The organism is Nocardiopsis gilva YIM 90087 (assembly GCF_002263495.1).
Classification (GTDB): domain Bacteria; phylum Actinomycetota; class Actinomycetes; order Streptosporangiales; family Streptosporangiaceae; genus Nocardiopsis_C; species Nocardiopsis_C gilva.
This window is the reverse complement of sequence record NZ_CP022753.1, coordinates 5,033,976-5,053,068: the sequence shown is the minus strand read 5'-3', so window position 1 is coordinate 5,053,068 and position 19,093 is coordinate 5,033,976. Positions and strand designations below refer to the sequence as shown.

General features: G+C 70.3%; 16 protein-coding genes and 3 tRNA genes. 11 read left to right on the top strand and 8 right to left on the bottom strand.

The window, feature by feature from the left end; translation table 11 throughout:
* The first annotated feature begins 14 nt into the window (after nt 1-14).
* From CDO52_RS22500 to CDO52_RS22470, 7 genes are all read left to right on the top strand, one after another.
* Nucleotides 15-3,251, top strand: coding sequence for an amidohydrolase family protein (locus CDO52_RS22500; protein ID WP_017621036.1), 3,237 nt, complete (start codon nt 15-17; stop codon nt 3,249-3,251).
* 148 nt (nt 3,252-3,399) lie between these two features.
* Nucleotides 3,400-4,200 (top strand): fumarylacetoacetate hydrolase family protein, encoded by an 801-nt coding sequence (locus tag CDO52_RS22495; protein WP_017621037.1) that lies wholly within the window; start codon nt 3,400-3,402, stop codon nt 4,198-4,200.
* Between the two features lie 169 nt (nt 4,201-4,369).
* Nucleotides 4,370-5,050 carry a nitroreductase family protein gene (locus CDO52_RS22490; RefSeq protein ID WP_033301830.1) on the top strand — a complete coding sequence of 227 codons (681 nt, stop codon included), beginning with the start codon at nt 4,370-4,372 and terminating at the stop codon, nt 5,048-5,050.
* A 150-nt stretch (nt 5,051-5,200) separates the two neighbouring features.
* On the top strand, nt 5,201-6,658 hold the full coding sequence (gene gltX, locus CDO52_RS22485; RefSeq protein ID WP_083920084.1) for a glutamate--tRNA ligase: 1,458 nt from the start codon (nt 5,201-5,203) through the stop codon (nt 6,656-6,658).
* A 143-nt stretch (nt 6,659-6,801) separates the two neighbouring features.
* Nucleotides 6,802-6,873 (top strand) — tRNA-Gln (locus CDO52_RS22480).
* A 54-nt stretch (nt 6,874-6,927) separates the two neighbouring features.
* Nucleotides 6,928-7,000 (top strand) — tRNA-Glu (locus tag CDO52_RS22475).
* 124 nt (nt 7,001-7,124) lie between these two features.
* Nucleotides 7,125-7,197, top strand: a tRNA-Glu gene (locus CDO52_RS22470).
* Between the two features lie 168 nt (nt 7,198-7,365).
* Here the strand turns inward: CDO52_RS22470 and CDO52_RS22465 are convergent.
* From CDO52_RS22465 to CDO52_RS22450, 4 genes are all read right to left on the bottom strand, one after another.
* A complete protein-coding gene (locus CDO52_RS22465; protein WP_094932678.1) occupies nt 7,366-8,466 on the bottom strand; it encodes an NlpC/P60 family protein in 1,101 nt (366 codons plus the stop codon).
* A 209-nt stretch (nt 8,467-8,675) separates the two neighbouring features.
* Nucleotides 8,676-9,737: a M23 family metallopeptidase gene (locus tag CDO52_RS22460; protein ID WP_232524293.1), complete on the bottom strand. Its 1,062-nt coding sequence runs from the start codon at nt 9,735-9,737 to the stop codon at nt 8,676-8,678.
* Nucleotides 9,738-9,856: 119 nt separating this feature from the next.
* Nucleotides 9,857-10,294 (bottom strand): hypothetical protein, encoded by a 438-nt coding sequence (locus CDO52_RS22455; protein ID WP_017620330.1) that lies wholly within the window; start codon nt 10,292-10,294, stop codon nt 9,857-9,859.
* Nucleotides 10,295-10,411: 117 nt separating this feature from the next.
* Nucleotides 10,412-10,813 carry a hypothetical protein gene (locus CDO52_RS22450; protein ID WP_017620331.1) on the bottom strand — a complete coding sequence of 134 codons (402 nt, stop codon included), beginning with the start codon at nt 10,811-10,813 and terminating at the stop codon, nt 10,412-10,414.
* A 418-nt stretch (nt 10,814-11,231) separates the two neighbouring features.
* Here CDO52_RS22450 and CDO52_RS22445 point away from each other — a divergent pair, with 418 nt between their 5' ends.
* Together CDO52_RS22445 and CDO52_RS22440 are read left to right on the top strand one after the other, a co-directional pair.
* Nucleotides 11,232-14,312 (top strand): AfsR/SARP family transcriptional regulator, encoded by a 3,081-nt coding sequence (locus tag CDO52_RS22445; RefSeq protein WP_157745685.1) that lies wholly within the window; start codon nt 11,232-11,234, stop codon nt 14,310-14,312.
* A 135-nt stretch (nt 14,313-14,447) separates the two neighbouring features.
* Nucleotides 14,448-14,906: a carboxymuconolactone decarboxylase family protein gene (locus CDO52_RS22440; protein ID WP_017620334.1), complete on the top strand. Its 459-nt coding sequence runs from the start codon at nt 14,448-14,450 to the stop codon at nt 14,904-14,906.
* 4 nt (nt 14,907-14,910) lie between these two features.
* Here CDO52_RS22440 and CDO52_RS22435 read toward each other — a convergent pair whose 3' ends face one another.
* The gene (locus tag CDO52_RS22435; RefSeq protein WP_051060861.1) at nt 14,911-15,432 is read right to left on the bottom strand and encodes a hypothetical protein; all 522 of its coding nucleotides are present in this window, start codon (nt 15,430-15,432) and stop codon (nt 14,911-14,913) included.
* A gap of 131 nt (nt 15,433-15,563) precedes the next feature.
* Between CDO52_RS22435 and CDO52_RS22430 the strand changes: the two genes are divergently transcribed.
* Together CDO52_RS22430 and CDO52_RS29590 are read left to right on the top strand one after the other, a co-directional pair.
* The gene (locus CDO52_RS22430; protein WP_017620335.1) at nt 15,564-15,815 is read left to right on the top strand and encodes a hypothetical protein; all 252 of its coding nucleotides are present in this window, start codon (nt 15,564-15,566) and stop codon (nt 15,813-15,815) included.
* Complete coding sequence (locus CDO52_RS29590) at nt 15,724-16,068, top strand: type II toxin-antitoxin system RelE family toxin (RefSeq protein ID WP_394296730.1); 345 nt, start codon at nt 15,724-15,726, stop codon at nt 16,066-16,068. Before CDO52_RS22430 ends, CDO52_RS29590 begins: the two co-directional genes overlap by 92 nt.
* Nucleotides 16,069-16,099: 31 nt before the next feature.
* Here the strand turns inward: CDO52_RS29590 and CDO52_RS22420 are convergent, their stop codons facing one another.
* The 3 genes from CDO52_RS22420 to CDO52_RS22410 all read right to left on the bottom strand — a co-directional run bounded on the left by CDO52_RS22420 (nt 16,100) and on the right by CDO52_RS22410 (nt 19,048).
* On the bottom strand, nt 16,100-16,714 hold the full coding sequence (locus tag CDO52_RS22420) for a TetR/AcrR family transcriptional regulator (RefSeq protein ID WP_017620337.1): 615 nt from the start codon (nt 16,712-16,714) through the stop codon (nt 16,100-16,102).
* Nucleotides 16,715-16,906: 192 nt separating this feature from the next.
* A complete protein-coding gene (locus CDO52_RS22415) occupies nt 16,907-17,995 on the bottom strand; it encodes a PDR/VanB family oxidoreductase (protein WP_094932676.1) in 1,089 nt (362 codons plus the stop codon).
* 75 nt (nt 17,996-18,070) lie between these two features.
* Entirely contained in the window at nt 18,071-19,048 is a 978-nt protein-coding gene (locus tag CDO52_RS22410; protein ID WP_017620339.1) for a metal-dependent hydrolase, read from the bottom strand.
* Nucleotides 19,049-19,093 lie beyond the last annotated feature (45 nt).

Here is a 19,093-nt window from a genome sequence, read left to right as displayed (position 1 = left end):
AGCCGGAGCCTGGAATGAGCCGTTTCCCATCATCCCCCCTCACCCCCGACTCCCCCACACCCCTCCCGGACCACGCCGCCACACCCTCCCTCGACCGCCGAGAACTCTTCGCCGCGACCGGGCGCGTCGCACTGGCTGGCGGCACCGTCTGGCTGCTCGGCCCCTCACTGGCCACCACGCCCGAGGCGCGGGCCGATCCGGGCGGTGACGGGCCGGGCGTGACCGTCACCGAGGGCACCAACATCTCGGCCACGGCCTCCCCCGACGGGAAATGGATCGTGTTCGACCTCTACACCTCGATCTGGGTCGCACCGGCGGGCGGAGGCGCGGCGCGCCGCCTCACCGGTCCCCTCGTCGACGCCACGCGCCCGCACTTCGCGCCCGACTCCGCGAGCATCGCCTTCCAGGCCTACGCCGAGGGCAACTTCCACATCCACGTCATCGACATGGCCGGGGGCGAGCCGCGCCGGCTGACCGACGGCCCGCACGACCACCGAGAACCGCGGTTCTCCCCCGACGGCCGGACGATCGCCCTGGCCAGCGACCGGGGGAACGGGTACGGCATCTGGCTCTACGACCTCGAATCGGAGAAGCTGTCCGCGCTCACCGACAGCGACGTCGACGAGGCCGAGCCGAGCTGGTCGGCGGATGGCGAGCGGGTCGTCTACGTCCAGGGGCGGGAGAGCGTGCACGAAACCACCCTGGAGGGGAAGACCCGCGAGCTCGTCCCGGCCGCGTCCGACACCACGGTCTACGCTCCCGCGCTGGCCGAGGACGGCACGACCCTCGCCTACGTCGCCGCGCACGCCGACTCGGTGCACCTGGTGGTGGGCGAGACGAAGGTCAGCGGGACAGAGGACGTGTTCCTCGGCGCCGTCTCCTGGCTGGCCGCCGACCGCGTCCTGTACACGGCGGACGGGCGCGTGCGCAGCCGCGACCTGTCCACCGGCGAGGTGGCCGACATCGACTTCCGTGCCGGGGTCTCCTACAAGGACCACCAGACGCGCGGGCCGCGCCGCGACCCGGACGACCGCGACCGCCACCCCGTGCGCGGGATCGCCGGCCCAGTACTGTCGCCCGACGGCGAGCAGGTGGCCTTCCGGGCGCTGGGGGCGCTGTGGGTGATGCCGATCGGCGGACGGCCGCGCGCGATCGTCGAGGACGGCTCCTTCAGCTCCGACCCCGACTGGCACCCGGACGGGCGCTCGCTCGTCTACTCCAGCGACCGCGAGGGCACGCCGGCGCTGTGGCGGCACAACCTCGACGACGGCACGGACGAGCGGCTGACCCGGCTGGACGGCGCCCAGCTCACGCCGAGATGGGCGCCGGACGGCGAGCGCATCGCCTACCAGGACGAGGACAGTGCGACATGGGTCTTCGACGTCAGTGACGGCTCCACCCAGCAGGTGCTGCCGAAGCTGTTCATGCCGGGGCGGCCCACGTGGTCGCCGGACGGCGCCACGCTCGCTCTGGCGGCGGTGCGGCCCCGCTCCAACCGCTTCCGCGAGGGCACCAGCCAGATCCTCACGGTGGATCTCGCCACAGGGCGCACGCGCTACACCAAGCCGGCCCCGTACCGCTCGCTGTCCACGCGGGGGGATGACGGACCGGTCTGGTCGCCCGACGGCACGCGAATGGCGTTCGTCATGGAAAGCGTGCTGTGGGTCGTCGACGTCGCCGCCGACGGAACCTTCCAGGGCGAGGCGCGGCAGCTCACCACCGAGGTGACGGACGCCCCCAGCTGGAGCGGCGACTCCCGCACACTGCTCTACCTGAACAACGGTCGACTCCGGCGGATCCCCGCCGAGGGCGGACGGCCCAGGACCGTCCCCCTCCGGCTGTCCTGGAAGCGGTCCCGCCCCAGCGGACGCACCATCATCCGGGCGGGGGCGCTGTGGGACGGCACCTCGGGCAAGCTCCGCCGCGACGTCGACATCATCATCGACGACAATCGGATCGCCGAGGTCCGTCCACGCGCGGGCGCCAAGGAACAGCAGGCGGAGGAGTCGGCCAAGAACACCACGGTGGTCGATGCCACCTCCCACACCGTCATGCCCGGCCTCATCGACGCGCACGTGCACTGGCATCTGCGCGGCCGTGCCTGGGGCTCGCGTACGGGGCCGCTGTTCCTCGCCTACGGCATCACCTCCACCCGCTCACCGGGCGATCCCGTCTACCAGATGCTGGAGACCCGGGAGGCGCTGGACTCGGGCAAGCAGCTCGGGCCGCGGTACTTCGCCACCGGCGAGGCGATCGACGGAAGCCGGATCTACTACAACTTCATGCGGCCGACCCTGGACGGCGAGCAGCTGGACCTGGAGCTCGACCGCGCCTTCGCGCTCGACTACGACATGGTCAAGACCTACGTGCGGCTGCCCGTGACGATGCAGCGGGCCGCGATCAAGAAGGCGCACGCCGAGGACATCCCGCTGTCATCGCACTACCTCTACCCCGCGGTCGAGCTGGGCATGGACGGCATGGAGCACACCGGGGCCACCAACCGCCTGGGGTACTCGCACACGGTCAGCAAGCTCGGACGCTCCTACGGCGACGCCACCACGCTGTTCGCGGCGTCGCGGATGCCCATCACCCCGACCCTGTTCACCTCCGGCGCGCTGTACGGTGACGACAGCTCCCTGATCGAGGACGAGCGCACCCGCAAGCTGTTCCCCGCCTGGGAGTACGAGGCGCTGGTGGGCAAGGCGGACCTGATGGGGAGTGACGCCCCCTTCGCGCGGCTGGCCCGCGAGGCGCTGAAAGGCAACGTGGCCATGCTGCTGGAGATCCACAGGGGTGGCGGCACGCTGCTCGGCGGCACGGACGCGCCCCTCGACAACGTGGCGGTGAGCCTGCATCAGAACATGCGGGCGATGGTGCGCCACGGCTTCACCCCCTATGAGGCGCTGACGGTCACCACCCGCACGGCCGCCGAGTGGCTCGGCCTCGGCGACGACCTCGGCACCGTCGAAGAGGGCAAGCTGGCCGACCTCGCGATCGTCGACGGCGACCCCCTGACCGACATCGCCGACGCGGCGGCGGTGCGCTGGGTCGTGCGCAACGGTGAGGTGCACTCCGTCGACGACCTCGTCGCGTCGGTCGCCAGCCGAAGCGAGCCGGCTGAAACAACCAAGCGGTCGGGGCCGGTCGGCCCAGCGGCGGCCACTACCAAGCGGCCCCCGCTGGCCTCGGTCACATCACCCGCCGAATGGTGGCACGGTGAGTCCGAACGGACCTCACCGCACTGCTGCTGACCCGGATGCGCGGCGACGAGGGGCGGTCTGACCAGGATGGGCAACCGCCCTTCGGTGTGCTTTCTCCCTCGTGTCCGCGCGCATGCCGCGGCCCCGCGCGCGGATAGCCTGGACGCCGGAAATCGTCCGCGGAACAGATAGGGAAGTCGTGCGCATCGCGAGGTACTCGGTCGAGGACGAGGTCGGGTTCGGCCTGATCGACACGGATCAGGACACCGGAGAGCAGTTCATCTCCCGACTCAAGGGCCACCCACTGCTGGGGAACGTCCAGATGACCGGCGAGCGCGCCAAACTGGAGGACGTGCGCCTGCTGTCCCCGGTCCTGCCCAGCAAGGTCGTCTGCATCGGCAAGAACTACGCGGACCACATCGCCGAGATGCAGGACGTCACGGGTGAAGCCACCGAGGAACCGGCCGTCTTCCTCAAGCCCTCCACCGCGGTGACCGGCCCCAGCGAGCCGATCTTCTACCCCGCGATGTCGAAGCGCGTCGACTACGAGGGCGAACTGGCCATCGTCATCTCCCGCGTCTGCCGCGAGGTCCCCCGCGAGCGCGCCAAGGACGTCATCTTCGGCTTCACCTGCGCCAACGACGTCACCGCTCGCGACCTGCAGAAGACCGACAAGCAGTGGACCCGCGCCAAGGGCTTCGACTCCTTCTGCCCCATCGGCCCCTGGATCGAGACCGGCCTCTCCCTGGAAGAAGCCGCCGACCTTCGCCTGACCACCACCGTCGACGGCGAGACCAAGCAGGACGGCCGCACCTCCCAGCTCCTCCACGACATCCCCGCCCTGATCGCCTACGTCACCTCGTTCATGACCCTCCTCCCGGGCGACGTCCTGCTGACCGGCACCCCGGCCGGAGTCGGCCCTGTCGAGGTCGGCTCCCAGGTCACCGTCTCCATCGACAAGATCGGCGACCTCACCAACCGCGTCACGACCCGCGACTGACCCCTGCGCCGAGCAGGGACCGGGCGATTCGGTGCCTTCTCACCGAAATGGAAATGACGCTGCCCCAGAGGGAGCAGCGTCATTTCCATTTGCTAAGGAGCTTCTTGCCCTCTGGCAGCCTGCGAACGAGACTAGGGGCGCCTTGTCGGTGGTTCGCGGGAGGTTGATCGTGACGCGAGAGCATTCCTACCCCTTCATTCCGTACCGGCCGGAGCGGTATCCGGAGGACGAGATGCTGCGGCGGGGGCGGGGGTTCTACGAGCTCATGGATCAGCGTCGGAGTGTGCGGTTCTTCAGTGACGACCCGGTGCCGCGGGAATGCGTGGAGCTGGCGGTGCGGGCGGCGAACACGGCTCCGTCCGGGGCGCACCAGCAGCCGTGGAAGTTCGTGCTGATCGGTGATGCCGAGACCAAGAAGCGGGTGCGCGAGGCCGCTGAGGCGGAGGAGCGGCGGAACTACGAGGGTGGGCGGCTGCCGCCCGACTGGCGGGAGGCTCTCGCTCCGCTGGAGACGACGTCCGACAAGGCGTACCTCGAGACCGTGCCGTGGCTGGTCGTCTGTTTCGCGGAGAAGTACGAGCCGCGCCTCGATGGCACCAAGCGCAAGCACTACTACGTCAACGAGAGCGTGGGCATCGCCTGCGGGATGTTCATCGCCGCCCTGCACACCATGGGGCTGTCGACGCTCACCCACACGCCCAATCCCATGGCCTTCCTCACCGAGATCTGTGAGCGTCCGTCCAACGAGCGGCCCTACATCCTTTTCCCGGTCGGGTATGCGGCCGACGACGCCGAGGTGCCCGATCTGACCCGTAAGCCGCTCTCGGAGGTGCTGATCGAGATGCCCTGACCGGGTGGGTTGGATGGACGCCCCCGCTTCCGGGGCCGGTCGAGGGCTCGTGGCATGGCAGATGTCGGCGAGGGTGTGAGGGCGGTCCGGCCACCCTTGGTGAGCTGGCGATCCTCCGTTCCGCGGCCGTGTCCCCAGTAGGCTGGGGCCGTGACTGAGACTTCGATTCGTGTGCGCTTCGCGCCGTCCCCCACCGGTATGTTCCACGTTGGCGGCGCGCGATCCGCGCTCTTTAACTGGGCACTGGCCCGCCAGCAATCCGACGGCAAGTTCGTGCTGCGCATCGAGGACACCGACGCCGCGCGCAACAAGCCCGAGTGGACCGAGGGCATCATCCGGGCACTGGAGTGGCTGGGTATCGCCGAGTCCGACCCGCACTTCGAGGGGCCCTACTTCCAGTCGGCCTACGCCGACAAGCACCGCGAGACCGCGGAGACCCTCTTCAAGGAGGGGCGGGCCTACTACTGCGACTGCACCCGCGATCAGGTGGTCGAGCGCCGCGACAACCCGCACCTGGGCTACGACGGCTTCTGCCGCGACCGCGGCCTGGAGCCCGGCCCCGGCCGGGCGCTGCGGTTCCGCGTGCCCGACGGCGGCCCCACGGTCGTCGATGACCAGATCCGCGGCCGGGTGGAGTTCGAGCACGCCTCGATCGAGGACTTCGTGATCGCCCGCGCCGACGGCTCTCCCCTCTTTGTCCTGGCCAACGTCGTCGACGACGTCGAGATGGGGATCAACGAGGTCATCCGCGGTGAGGAGCATCTGTCCAACACCCCCAAGCAGCAGCTGCTGTGGGAGGCGCTGGGCCAGACCCCGCCGGTGTGGGCGCACCTGCCCGTCATCGTCAACGAGAAGCGGCAGAAGCTGTCCAAGCGCCGCGACAAGGTCGCCCTGGAGTCCTACCAGGAGGAGGGCTACCTGCCCGAGGCGATGATCAACTACCTGATGCTGCTGGGCTGGGCGCCGGGCGACGACCGGGAGATCATGCCGTGGGCCGAGATGGAGCCGCTGTTCCGGATCTCCGACGTGAACAGCTCCAGCGCGTTCTTCGACGAGAAGAAGCTGCGGGCGTTCAACGGCGAGTACATCCGCGCCCTGAGTGTCGACGACTTCGTCGAGCGCTGCCGCCCCTACCTGGCGCCGGATCAGGCGCCCTGGCCGGCGGAGAACTACGACGACGCCGCCTTCCGCGCGATCGCCCCGCTGGCCCAGAGCCGGGTGGCGGTGCTCAGCGAGATCGTCCCGAACGTGGACTTCCTGTTCCTGGACGAGCCGGTGGAGGACGAGAAGAGCTGGAACAAGGCGATGAAGCCGGGCGTGGGCAAGGAGATGCTCACCGCCGCGCTGGAGCGCTTCGCCGACCCGAACCTGGCCTGGGAGCCCGAGGCGCTGAAGACCGCGCTGGAGGAGACCGGTGCAGGGCTCGGGCTCAAGCTCGGCAAGGCGCAGGCGCCGGTGCGCGTCGCGGTCACCGGGCGCACCGTCGGCCTGCCGCTGTTCGAGTCGCTGGAGCTGCTCGGCCGTGAGCGCGTCCAGGAGCGGCTGCGGGCCGCCCTGGCGAAGCTGGAGGCCGCCGAGCAGGCTGCGGTCGACGGCGCGGAAGCGTAGGCGCACTCGCGCGCATGGGGGGTGGCCCGGCGCACACTCGGCCGCCCCCTATTCAGTTCGCGAGCACTCCAGATGTCCGCTAATGTAGTCACTGCGCCGAGGGGAGCAGGGCCCGAAAGGGACCAGGCCCCCGACGAAAGCACTGGGGTATGGTGTAATCGGCAGCACGACTGATTCTGGTTCAGTTAGTCTAGGTTCGAGTCCTGGTACCCCAGCAAGCGGCCTCCGGTCTCCGGAGGCGCGGCGGACCGGGTCTCCGGTCCGGATAGGCCCCCGTCGTCTAGTGGCCTAGGACGCCGCCCTCTCAAGGCGGTAACGGCGGTTCGAATCCGCTCGGGGGTACGCACAGGGAGAAGCTCCCACCCAGGTGGGGGCATTTTTTCTGGTATCGGTCGCATCAGCCGGCCGATCGAATCGGGGCGATCCACCCATCGGGTTCCGATAAGGTGGGTTCCGCGATGTCCAGGCCCCCGTCGTCTAGTGGCCTAGGACGCCGCCCTCTCAAGGCGGTAACGGCGGTTCGAATCCGCTCGGGGGTACTAAAGGCCTTCACTCGTTCGCGAGTGAGGGCCTTTTTCCATTTCTGGCTACACGGTTTTCTCTCTCCTCGTTCCGGCGTCATCTGCAACGGCAGCGGGGCCGCCCCTGGTGTGGGCGGCCCCGCTTGGTCGGTCAAGGGTGTCCGGGCGCGCCGGACGAGTCGGTTGTCAGATCACCCGGATGACGTGCTTGGTCCACGCGGAGCGCTCGTAGAGCGACCGCACGTGCACGCTTTTGCCGTCCCGCGGCGGGGCGGCCTCGATGAGCTTGTTGTTGCCCAGGTAGATCGCGACGTGGGTCGTCGTGCCCGCGTCGTCGCCCTTGCCCCAGAAGATCATGTCGCCACGGCGCATCTGGCTGACCGGGATCTTCGTGCCGGAGCGGTACTGCGCGCCGGTCCAGCTTCCGATGTCGACGCCCGCACCCTTCCAGAACGCGTACAGGGTGAGGCCGGAGCAGTCGTAGCCGTAGCGGTTGTAATCGTCCCCGTTGGCCGGGTTGCCGTCGGGGAAGTGGTGGATGCCGTAGGACGGGCCGCCCTTGCCACCCGCTCCCCAGGAGTAGTCGTAGCCCTTGCCGGTCTGCGACACAGCGGCGTTGATCACCCGCTCGATCTTCTGCTGCCGAGTGCCGGCCGTGGAGCCGGCCGGGCCGTTGTTGCGGCCGTGGACCCGCGAACCGCCGCCGGTGTCGCCCGAGCCGGTGTCGCAGCGCGGCAGGCCCTGGACGAAGCCGTCGGTGCCGGTCTTGATGTACTTGTCGGGCACCCAGAGGTTGTCGGTGGTCTTGTCCCAGATGGCGCCCTTGGCGGTGGCCTGGCACTTGACCTTGACGCTCTGTCCGGCCTTGTACTTGTCGACGACAGCGCCGGGGGCGTTGTTGTCCTGCCCCTTCTTCTGTCGGCCGTTGAGGTCGACCTTGGCCTTGTAGGACTTCGGGATGCTGCACTTGCCCATGACATAGCCGTCAGAGCCGGTCTTGACGTAGGCGTCCGGCACCCAGTAGCCGTCGGTCGTGAGGTCCCAGACGGTGCTGCCGCCGTAGCTCGGGCCCTCCTCCTGGCACACGATGGAGACCATCGAGCCGGTGGGGTACATGTCCGAGATGCGGTGCTCGCCGACGGCGACCTTCGGATCCTTGACGGTCCGGCCGTCCAGCGCCGTCTTGACGGGGAAGGTCTTGGTGGCCGCGGCGGCCGTTCCCTCCGTGAGCGCGAGCCCCGTGGTGAGGCTGGCGCAGGTGACGGCGCCGACGAGCAGCGCCCTCATGGTTTTTTTCAGAAACAAGAGATTCGTCCTCTCGGTGCCGTGCCACGCGGTGGCACGGCGTTGATCCGATGGGGGAGGCGCCGCGTGGTCGCGGCGCCCGGATCGGGTGGGGAGTGCCGAGCCGTAGGCGCTCGGTCGCAGAGCCGAAGAGTTGGAGAGAAGAAACGGGGCGGCGAGCCGCGCCCGCCGCCCCGTGGGGTTTCAGCGCGTCAGCAGCCGGTGCTGCTCTTGATGCCGGTGGCGCCGTAGTACTTGATCGCTACGCCGTTGAGCTTGACCCGGACGGGGGTGCCGTTCTTCTTCTGCTCGTAGTGCAGGTGCGGGCCCGTGGAGCCGCCGGTGTTGCCGACCTTGCCGATGATGGTGCCGGTCTTGACCCGCTGGCCCACGCTCACGCTCTGCGCGCTCAGGTGCGCGTACAGCGTGGTGACGCCGCTGCCGTGGTCGATAACGATGTACCGGCCGTAGCTCCGGTTACCGCGGTTGGCAACCTTGGTCACCTTGCCAGGGGCACTGGAGCGGACGTTCTTGCCATGCGCGTTCGGCGCCTGGAAGTCCACCGCGTTCTTCGGCCTGTGCTTGCTGTAGGTTTTGGCTGTCCAGGACTGGCCGCAGTCGAACGGGGTGCGCAGGTTGCTGGCCGACCCGCTGTCGTCACCGCCGCCACCGCCGGCGGAGACGCCGTCGGTGTCGCAGCGCGGCAGGCCCTGGACGAAGTCATCGGTACCGGTCTTGAGGTACTTGTCCGGGACCCAGAGGTTGTCGGTGGTCTTGTCCCAGATGGCGCCCTTGGCGGTGGCCTGGCACTTGACCTTGACGCTCTGTCCGGCCTTGTACTTGTCGACAACGGAACCCGGCGCGTTGGCGGAGTCGCCCTTGCTCTTGCGCCCGTTGAGGTCGGCCTTGGCCTTGTAGGACTTGTAGCTGCTGCACTTGCCCATGACGTAGCCGTCGACGCCGGTCTTGACGTACTTGTCGGGCACCCACACGCCGTCGGTGGTCAGGTCCCAGATGTTGTTGCCGGCGTAGTCCTCGCCCGGGGACTGGCAGACGATGGAGACCGACGAGCCCTTCGCGTACATGTCGGAGACACGCTGCTTGCCGACCTTGACGTCGACCTTCTTCACGGTCCGGCCGTCCAGGTTGGCCGAGGCGGGGTAGGTCTTCACGGCCGCGCTGGCCGTGCCCTCGGTGAGCGCGAGCCCGCCGGTGAGGCTGGCGCAGGCGACGGCGCCGACGAGCGCCGTCCGCAGTGCTTTCGCGAGATTCATGGTGGTGGTGTCGTCCTTTCAGCGCCGCGCCCGCGGGCGGGGGCGGCGTCGATCCGATGGGGGAGGTGCTGCGGGATTCGGCACCCGGATCAGCCGAGGCCGGTGGGAGGTCCGCGGCGTCAGCCGCAGTGCCCCCAACCGCTCACGAAGAGGTCGCCGCGCGAGCCGCTGGTGCTGCCCGGACCGCCGCCCCACTTCACGCATGTGGCCTTGGCCCGCAGGCGGACCGGCCCGGCGTAGTACGCGTAGGGACCGCCATCGTCCTTGGCGATCGCGTAGGGGGACTGGCGTTGCAGCGACGCCCACACGTGGGTCGGCGTGCCGACGTCGCGGTTCTTGATGGTGACCACGCAGTTCGAGCTGCCGTTGTACATCAGGTACGTGGTCGATGCGCCGCTCGGGGCCCGGTGCCTGTCCACCTGGTAGTAGCCCGACCCGCACACGCTCTTCGCCGTGTAGGGGTTGGCGGCGGCGACGGCGGGGGAGGCCACGGCTCCGGCGCCGAGACCGGCGCAGGCGACCGTGGCGACCAGCAGGGTTCGCAGGGAGTTCTTCATGTTCTTCGCAGGTCCGTCCTCGGCGCCGCCGCGGTCGTGCGGACGCGGCGGCGCACCTGTGAGTGGGCTGGGGCGCTGGGTGGCGCCCCAGAGTGTCGAGAACTGGGCGTCCCCGTCTTAGCCGCAGTGCGTGTAGGGCGTGGTGTAGTAGGCGATGTTGGTGATGCCGCCGCCCCACTGGATGCACTTGCCCTTGGCGTAGGCCTTCGTCTTGGCGTAGTACTTGAACTTGCCGCGGTCCTCGTGGCTGCCGCCGCCCTTGACCCGCAGCCGGGCGAACGTCTCCGTGGCCTTGCCGACCTGCTCGTTCTTGATGGTGACCACGCAGTTGTAGCTGCCGTTGTACATCAACACGACGTCAGAGCTGCCGAGCGTGAGCCGGTCGATCTCCCGGTAGCTGGAGCCGCAGACGCCCTTCGGGGTGTAGGGGTTGGACGCTGCCTCGGCCGGGGCGGCGAAGGCGAGCGTGCCGGCGAGCAGGGCCCCGGTGGCACCGAGGGTGGCGAGGAACTTCTTCATGTGCTTTTTCCGTGTCGGAACCACCGCGCGAGTGGGGGCTGCGCGGGCGGGACGGCTGTCCCGCGCCGATGAGCATCCCGCGACGTGCTGACTCGCCCCTGAACGGTCGCTGAAATGCGGTGGGGCCGACCACAGGGCCGACCATCCGCGTCGGGACCGGCCGCTCTGCCGACCGTGGAACGGACATCCGCGCGGACTGGTTGTCAGCACCGCGCCTCACCCGTGTCACCAGCGGAAGGTCACCCAGGGCGATGGAGCGCCCGGCGATCGGGGCTGGGCCGGTAGCAGGGTCCGCTGACTCATCGCTGACTCGGGGCTGCTCGTCCAGTAAGAACTCCGTTAGAGTTCTACCCGCCAGTAAGCCCTGTGGTTCCGTGGTCTCGGGGTGAGGTAGCGACCGTCGGTGGCCGTAAGGAGCGTGACCTGGACGATGGGCGTGGAACACCATTGGGATTTCCGCCTGCTCGGTCCCCTGCGCGTGGATTGCGCTGGTCGACACGTCGCCCTCCGATCCGCCAAGCAGCAGGTGCTGCTCGCCGCACTGCTGCTGCGGGCCGGTGACGTGGTGTCGACCGATGAGCTGATCGACACCCTCTGGGGCGAGCGCCCACCCGGCGGCGCCCGCTCGACACTGCAGGCGCACGTGATGCGGCTCCGCCGCTCCCTGCGCGGCGGCGACCTCATCAGCACGGCCCAGGGCGGTTACGTGATCCGGGTCGACCCGGCCCACCTCGACGTCTCCCGGTTCCACGAGCTGCGGTGGCAGGCGGCCACGGCCGCGGAGACCGGAGACCGGGAGCAGGAGGCCCGGCTGCTGACCGAAGCGCTCACTCTGTGGCGCGGCCCCGCCCTGGCCGGATTGGACTCCGAACGGCTGCGCCCGGCCGCGGCCGGGCTGGATGAGCAGCGCTGGGCGACCGCCGAGCGCCGCAACGACATGGAGCTGGAGCTGGGGCGGCACGACCAGCTCATCGACGAGCTCGGCGTACTCGTCACCGAGCAGCCGCTGCGCGAGCGGTTCTGGGCGCAGCTGATGCGCGCCCTGCACCTGAGCGGACGGCAGGCCCAGGCCCTCGATGCCTATCGTCGTGCCAGTGAGGTCCTCGCCGAGGAACTCGGCGTCGACCCCAACGCGGAGCTGCGCGAACTTCACCTGGCCGTCCTCGCGGACTCGACCGAGCCGGTCAGCGCCCCCGTGCGCCGGGCGCCGCCGGAGTCGGCGAGCGAGCCGATCCGCGAAGGGCTCTGCCATCTCCCGCCCGCCGTGGCCGACTTCTCCGGACGCGAAGCGGACGTGGAGCTGCTGCACTCGGCCCTCGCGGCCGAGGGCCGGTGCTTCCGGGTCCACACGATCACCGGCCAGGGCGGCGCCGGCAAGACGAGCCTCGCCGTGCACGTCGCCCACCGTGTGCGGGAGCACCACCCGGACGGGCAGTTCTACCTCGACCTGCGCGGCACCGAGCCGAACCCGGTGCGGCCGGCCGAGGCCCTGGACCGACTGCTGCGCGGGCTCGGCACGCCCGGTTCCGCCATCCCGACGTCCCTGGACCACCGCATCGACCTGTACCGGGAGCGGCTGGCCGACCGCCGGGTCCTGGTTATCCTGGACAACGCCGCCGACGAGGCCCAGGTCCGCCCGCTGCTGCCGGGAACGTCCGCGTCCTCGATGCTCGTGACCAGCCGCGGTGTCCTGGCCGGTCTGGAGGCGGCACAGGTGGTGCGGCTCGACGTGCTGCCGCTCGAAGACGCTCTGGAACTGCTCCGCCAGGCTGTCGGCGAGGCCCGCGTGGCGGCCGAACCCGAGGCGGCGGCCGGGATCGCCGAGTACTGCGGTCGGCTCCCCCTGGCGCTGCGCGTGGCGGCGGCCCGTCTGGTGGCCCGCCCGCACTGGCGGCTGGCCCAACTGGCCTCCCGCCTCTCCGACGAGCGCCGCCGCTTCGATGAGCTGCGGGTGGGCGACCTGGACGTGCGGGCCAGCCTCGCCTCCAGCTACGACGGGTTGGAGGCCCGTGAGCGCTGCGCGTTCCGGCTCCTCTCCCTCCAGGACGCGCCCGACTTCCCGGCGTGGGTCGCCGCACCCCTGCTCGGCGTGGGGCTGGAGCGGGCGGAGGACGTCGTGGAGGCGCTGGTCGACGCCCGCCTCGTCGAGTATGTGGGGCGGGACGCCCTCGGCCAGGCCCGGTACCGGCTGCACGACCTCCTCCGGGTGTTCGGGCGGGAGGCCGCCGAGGGGGAGCACGCCGAGCACCCCGGAAGCCGGATCGGTGCCCTCTTCGAGGTCTGGCGCGAGCTGGCCGAACGCGCGAACGCCGCCCTGCCCCAGCACGGGCCGCGGCTGCACGACGCACCCCAGGTCATCAGCGGGACGGCGCGGACGCTGGGGTCCCGACTGGTGGACGGGAACGAAGCCGCATGGTTCGACGCGGAGTGGCACGGCCTGCGGGCGGTCGTGGAGCAGAGCGTTCAGCTCGGCCTGCACGACCAGGCCGCGCGGATCGCCGCCGCCTCGGCGGCCTTCTGCGACCTGCGCGCCCGGTTCGACGACTGGGACCGGGTCAATGACATCGGCGTGGCGGAGCTCCGGCGCGGCGGTGATGCCGACCCCCGCGCCGAGGCGGTGCTGCTCCTCCAGCGCGGCCTGCTTCGCGGGCGCCAGCACCGGTTCGATGAGGCGGCCGCGGACTTCGAGCGGGCCCGGGACGGTTTCACGCGTGCGGGCGACGCCGCCGGCGCCGGGCACGCCTGGCACGGCATCGGGTGGATGCACGAGTGGCAGGGGCGCCAGGACGCGGCACGCCTGTGCCACCAGCGGGCGATGGCCAACCTGGTGGATGTCGGCGACCCACAGGGCAAGCTGGAGGTGCTGTGCTCACTCGGTGCGATCGAGCGCCGCTCGGGAGCGTTCGACGTGTCCGCCGACCTCCTCGATCGAGCCTGTCGACTGGCGGAGTGCGAGTCGGACAAGCAGGCCAGGCTGGCGGCCGTCCTGGAACGCGGGCGCCTGCACCAGGCCATGGGCGAGGTGGCGGAGGCGCGCCGGCTCGTCGAGGAGAGCCTGGCCCTAGCCCAGGGGCTCCACGACCCTGACATGACCGCCAACATCCGGCTGCTCCTCGCCGACATCCAGCTCATGGCGGGGAGCACCGAGGCGGCCCGCGAGCAGATCGATCGGGCGCTGGCCTTCTTCGAGGAGAAGGGCGAGCGCGTCGGTAGCGCGTGGGCGTGGCGGCTGCTCGCCGAGGTCGCGCTGGTGTCCGGGGACACCGGCACCGGGCTGGAGCTGGCCGAGCGGGCGGTAGCGGCGACGGCCGGCCTGCATCTGCCGCACGAGTACGCGCGGGCCCTGCGCCAGCAGGGGCGGGGACTGGCCCTTGCCGGTCGGCTCGAGGAGGCGGAGCGGAGTCGGCGGATGGCCGTCGCGGTGTTCGAGGAGTCCGGGTTCCACAGCGAGGCCGCCGCGGTCCGTGGCGAATCGGAGCGGCTCGCCGCTGACCGGTGATGCGGTCCCGCGTGGTGGAGCGCGGTGTGGGGGCGGTCACAGCGATCGGTTGTCACGAATCCGTTCGGTGCGGGGTCTTTGTGCGCGAGACCCCGTTGATCGGGGCGAGGGAACGATGAGCAAGGGAGCACCCCCATGTCCCAGACCGAAGCGCGCGCACGGGTCACGGTCCTCACTGAGCTGCCGGATGTCTTCACCAGCCTGCGCGGCATCGACGCCGAGCTGCGCGAAACGCTCGACCACACCACCTATGAGCTGATCAAGCTGCGGGCCTCGTACGTGAACGGGTGCGCGTTCTGCATCGACATGCACGCGTTCGACGCGATGAAGGCGGGCGAGAGCCAGCAGCGGATGTTCCTGGTGGCGGCCTGGCACGAGGCCCGCGACCACTTCACCGAGGCCGAGCAGGCGGTGCTGACGCTGACCGACGAGGTGACCGAGCTGGACGGCGGTGTCTCCGACGAGGTGTACGCGGCCGTCGCCCGGCACTACTCGGATCGCGAGATCGCGGCCCTCATCGCGGCGATCGGGCTGATCAACTTCTTCAACCGCGTCGCCATCTCCTCGGGGCACCAGCCGGCACAGCGCTCCTGACCGGCTAGTCCTCGGAGCAGTGGGACCGCCCCTCGGGCGGGCGGCCCCACTCGAAGCGCTGAGCGGAGGCGTCCTCCTGGGCGAGGAGGCGCAGCGCCATCAGCGCCCTCTCCATGACGGCGCTGACCGCCACCGCGTACTCCACCATCTCCTCCCGGGGCGCCGCGGGGTCGAGGCAGCGAAGGTCCTCCTCGGCCACCATGCGTGCGGCGTCGGCGTAGACACGCAGCATCTCGTCGCCGACCGGGCGTCCCAGCCGGTCCATGGTCGCGATGGCTCGGGCCAACTGGTCTCTGGCCGGGGAGTGGGGAGTCACGCTCCAGCCGAGCTCGGCGAGGAGCGCGCCGGTACGCTCCTCGGCCTCCTGTTCGCATGGGTCGTTGACCTCCGCCTCCTTCGCGTCGGCGAAGAACGCGTGCTGGGCGGAGCCGAGCAGGTCGCCTCCCCTTTCGGTAGCAGCCCCTCGCGTAGGTAGAACTTGATCGTCGCGACCGGAACGCCGTTCGCGATCGCCTCGGCCTCCCATCCCGCGGCCACAAGGGCTACATCTACGATGAATCCGTCGCATGAAGGAGCCACCCCACTGCATGACCGGGATGACAGCGCATACGTACAGTCCGCCGGACAGAAGGGGATCCCCGCGGTTACCCTGAAAGCGTGAGTGGGCTGCCGATTGAAGAGGTTTCGGAGTACCTGACCGAAATAGTCAAGGTACCCGAGGTCGTCTACATCACCGGTGTCAACGGTCACCGCCTCGCTGCCATCGTGCCCCTGGACGTCGCTGCCGTGGGAGAATCCGTGATCGAGGCGCTGGAAGATGCGGCCGACATCGCAGCGGCCCAGGCCGCGCGAGAAGAACCCGGAGAGCGGATTCCCGCGGACCAGCTCTGGGCGGAGCTCGGCGTATGACGTGCAGCGTGCAGTTCACTCCGGCGGCGGCATAAGCGTCCCGCGGGACGCTGTTACCCGGCTGCGGAAGGCAATCGATGCTCTGACACATGCCCCTCGACCTCCGGGGGTCAAGAAGTTGGTGGGTGGGCGTGGTGAGTATCGAATTCGGGTCGGTCACTATCGGATCGTCTACGAACTGCATGACGATGTACTCGTAATCGAAGTGATCAGCCTCGGCCACCGGCGCGAGATTTATCGGCGGGAACGTTAGTCGATCACCGGGGGTGAACCGCTTCGGACGGCTAACCGTCGGCCGAACCAATGGTGGCGGTAAGTGCCTCCAGCTCCACCTCTCCGGCGCCGGAGGCGCCGAGCATGGCCAGGAGTTGGTCGAGGAGCCAGTCGGCCAGTTCCGCCTCGGACATCGGGCGTTCCTTGAGCCAGATAAGCAGGGCGGATTCCACCGAGGAGATCCAGCAGCGCATCGCCAGCAGGACACGCGGCGACGGGTGCTCGATGCCGGAGCGCTGGAGGAGCAGCCGCAGTACCTGGTCTCGGACCTCGTCGATGACGGATTCGGTGTGGTCGCTGGCGACCTTGGAGCCGCCGCGCAGCAGGGCCACATAGGCGGGGGCGTACCGGTCGGCGAAGTCGATGAACGCCCGCAGCGCCGTGCGGAGCTGTTCCAGCAGCGGCAGGTCCGACGGCGGGACGAGCATCGGGGCCAGTTCGTCCATGGCGCTGCGCAGTGCGGCGGTGCGCAGCTCGGTCATGTTCGGAAAGTAGCGGTAGACCAGGGTGCGCGAGACGTCGGCGGCCTCGGCGATGTCCTCGGGGGTCACGCTGTCGGGGGAGCGCTCGGCGAACACGCGCAGCGCTGTCGCGATCAGGTCTTCCCGGCGCTGGTGGGGGGACATGCGGCGGGGGCGGCGTCCCGTGGGTGTTCGACCGTCCGATGCCTCGCGCCTCACCATGTCGTCGCCACTACCCCTTACCCCAACCGCATTGGTTGACCGGACGCATGTTCGGCGTCGCGGTCGCGCTGCGATTCCACCTGCATCTGGCACGGTATCCGCTTCTGTCGGACACCGGGTTCCCCACCCCGTGCTTCATATGTCCAGGCGCAACCGCCCGCCCTGGCTGCGGGACACGCAGATCGCGATCTCCTCCCGGCGCGAGGAACCACCGGTCGGACGGTCGCGGTGGTCGGCCGGACCGGACAGCAGCCGCACCCGGCAGGTGCCGCAGAAGCCCTGGCGGCAGGAGTAGGGGGTCTCGGGCCGCACGTCGGAGATCACGTCCAGCGCGGTGCGGTCGGCGGGCACCCGCAGCACCTGGCCGGAGCGCGCCAGTTCGACCTCGAACGCGGTGCCGTCGACGATCGGTGGCGGCGAGAAGCGCTCCCAGAACAGGGGGATGTCGGGGCGGTCGGGAAGGGCGCTCCGCACCGCCGCGATGAGCGGCGGAGGGCCGCACACATACACCGCCGTGCCCGGTGCGACGTCCCCGACCAGAGTCTCGGCGTCGGGTTGGCCGAGCTCGTCGTCCGGCCGGATGTCGATCCGTGAACCGGAGTCACCACCGGGGACCGACGGCAGCTCGTCGAGGAACGGCATGGTGGCGCGGGACCGCCCGGTGTAGACGAAGCAGAACTCCGCGCGGCGGTGCGCCGCCGCGCGCACCATCGGCAGGATCGGGGTGATACCGATGCCGCCGGCGACGAACAGGTAGCGCTCGGAGCGGGCGAACGGGAAGGCGTTGCGCGGCCCCCGCAGCGTCAGCCGGGCGCCGTCGGCCAGCTCGTGCACCTCGCCCGATCCCCGTCCGTCCGGGATGCGCCGCACCGCGATGCGGTACCGGCCGCGGTCGGCCGGGTCCCCGCACAGGGAGTACTGGCGGACGCGTCCCGACGGTAGGACGACGTCCACGTGACAGCCCGGCTGCCAGGCGGGCAGGGGAGCGCCGCCGACCGGCTTCAGGGTCAGAGCGGCGACGCCCTCGGCGGGCCGGTCGATCCGCGCGACGGTGACCTCCAGGTCGCGGTCGACGGGGGACGGCGGCGACGCCGTGCCGATCATCGCGGATACCCGCTCCAGCGCCGGAACGAGGCGCTCCAGGGTCCGGTAGAACCGGTCCGGTCGCCCGCGCGGGTCGCGCGGATAGGGCGGGTCGGCGTACTTCTCTTCGCTGTGCTTCACGTCGGATGTGTCTTCCTGGTTCTCGCTGATGCTGCGTCGTGCGCGGGCGGGCTGTGCCGCTCGGCGCCCCGGTGCTCAGTGCTCGGCGGCGCGGGCCGCCGGTGAGCTGGCAAGATAGGCCACCGCCTGGCTGGTGGATCCGTGCTGCGAGGGGTGATAGCCGGGGCGGAAGTAGCCCGGGACCGACCGCGCGAGGTGCCACAGGCTCGGGGTGATCCCCACCCGCCCGCTGCGCAGCATGTCCCGCCAGCGCGGCTTCTGCGGCTTGACCGCCCCCCGCAGCACCGGGTCGTTGGCCATCAGGAAGCGCACGCCGCGCACCCACAGCACCCCCAGCGTCACCGTGGAGACGGCCATGGCGAGGGCCCGCTTGCTGTACCGGCCGTCCAGGTGCACGAACAGGTCGAACGCGACGGCCCGGTGCTCGACCTCCTCAGCGCCGTGCCAGCGCAGCAGGTCGAGCATGGTGGGGTCGGCCTTCGCCCGGTCCAGCGCCTTGGCGTCGAGCACCCACTGGCCGAGAACGGCCGTCATGTGCTCGATCCCGGCGATGAGGGCCAGCCGCGACCGCAGCCACGCCGAGGCGCGCGGGCCGGTCAGGCCGCGGTCGCCGAGCAGTTTGCGGAACATCCAGGCGACCTGGCTGACGTAGGGCTCGGGATCGAGCCCGTGGGCGTCCATGTGGTCCAGCACCCCGGCGTGCGCCTCGGCGTGGACGGCCTCCTGACCGATGAAGCCGAGCACCTCCTCGCGCAGTTTCTCGTCGCGGATGAGCGGCACCGCCTCCTTGAAGACCTGGACGAACCAGCGCTCGCCTTCGGGCAGGAGCAGGTGCAGCACGTTGATGACGTGCGTGGCGAACGGCTCGGCGGGGATCCAGTGCAGGTCCAGATCGGACCAGTCGAAGTTCACGTCGCGGGGGTGCAGGACGAGGTGGTCCGGCTCGTCGGCGGGAGCGGGAGCGGGAGCAGGGGCGGGCGCGTGCGGCTCCGCGTCCGTGGCGGGCCGCGCGGTGAGGTCGGGACCGCCGGGTGAGGTCGATTCGAGCGTCATGGCAGGGCCTCCGGAGGGGTTCGGAAGGTCGGACGGGCGGGTGGG

Excerpts from the sequence above, each read along its gene's own strand:
- CDO52_RS22500 (WP_017621036.1), top strand. The coding sequence starts at position 15 with ATGAGCCGTTTCCCATCATCCCCCCTCACCCCCGACTCCCCCACACCC.
- CDO52_RS22465 (WP_094932678.1), bottom strand. The coding sequence starts at position 8,466 with ATGAGGGCGCTGCTCGTCGGCGCCGTCACCTGCGCCAGCCTCACCACG.
- CDO52_RS22460 (WP_232524293.1), bottom strand. The coding sequence starts at position 9,737 with ATGAATCTCGCGAAAGCACTGCGGACGGCGCTCGTCGGCGCCGTCGCC.
- CDO52_RS22455 (WP_017620330.1), bottom strand. The coding sequence starts at position 10,294 with ATGAAGAACTCCCTGCGAACCCTGCTGGTCGCCACGGTCGCCTGCGCC.
- CDO52_RS22450 (WP_017620331.1), bottom strand. The coding sequence starts at position 10,813 with ATGAAGAAGTTCCTCGCCACCCTCGGTGCCACCGGGGCCCTGCTCGCC.
- CDO52_RS22440 (WP_017620334.1), top strand. The coding sequence starts at position 14,448 with ATGTCCCAGACCGAAGCGCGCGCACGGGTCACGGTCCTCACTGAGCTG.
- CDO52_RS22435 (WP_051060861.1), bottom strand. The coding sequence starts at position 15,432 with ATGGGAGGCCGAGGCGATCGCGAACGGCGTTCCGGTCGCGACGATCAA.
- CDO52_RS29590 (WP_394296730.1), top strand. The coding sequence starts at position 15,724 with ATGCGGCCGACATCGCAGCGGCCCAGGCCGCGCGAGAAGAACCCGGAG.
- CDO52_RS22420 (WP_017620337.1), bottom strand. The coding sequence starts at position 16,714 with ATGTCCCCCCACCAGCGCCGGGAAGACCTGATCGCGACAGCGCTGCGC.
- CDO52_RS22410 (WP_017620339.1), bottom strand. The coding sequence starts at position 19,048 with ATGACGCTCGAATCGACCTCACCCGGCGGTCCCGACCTCACCGCGCGG.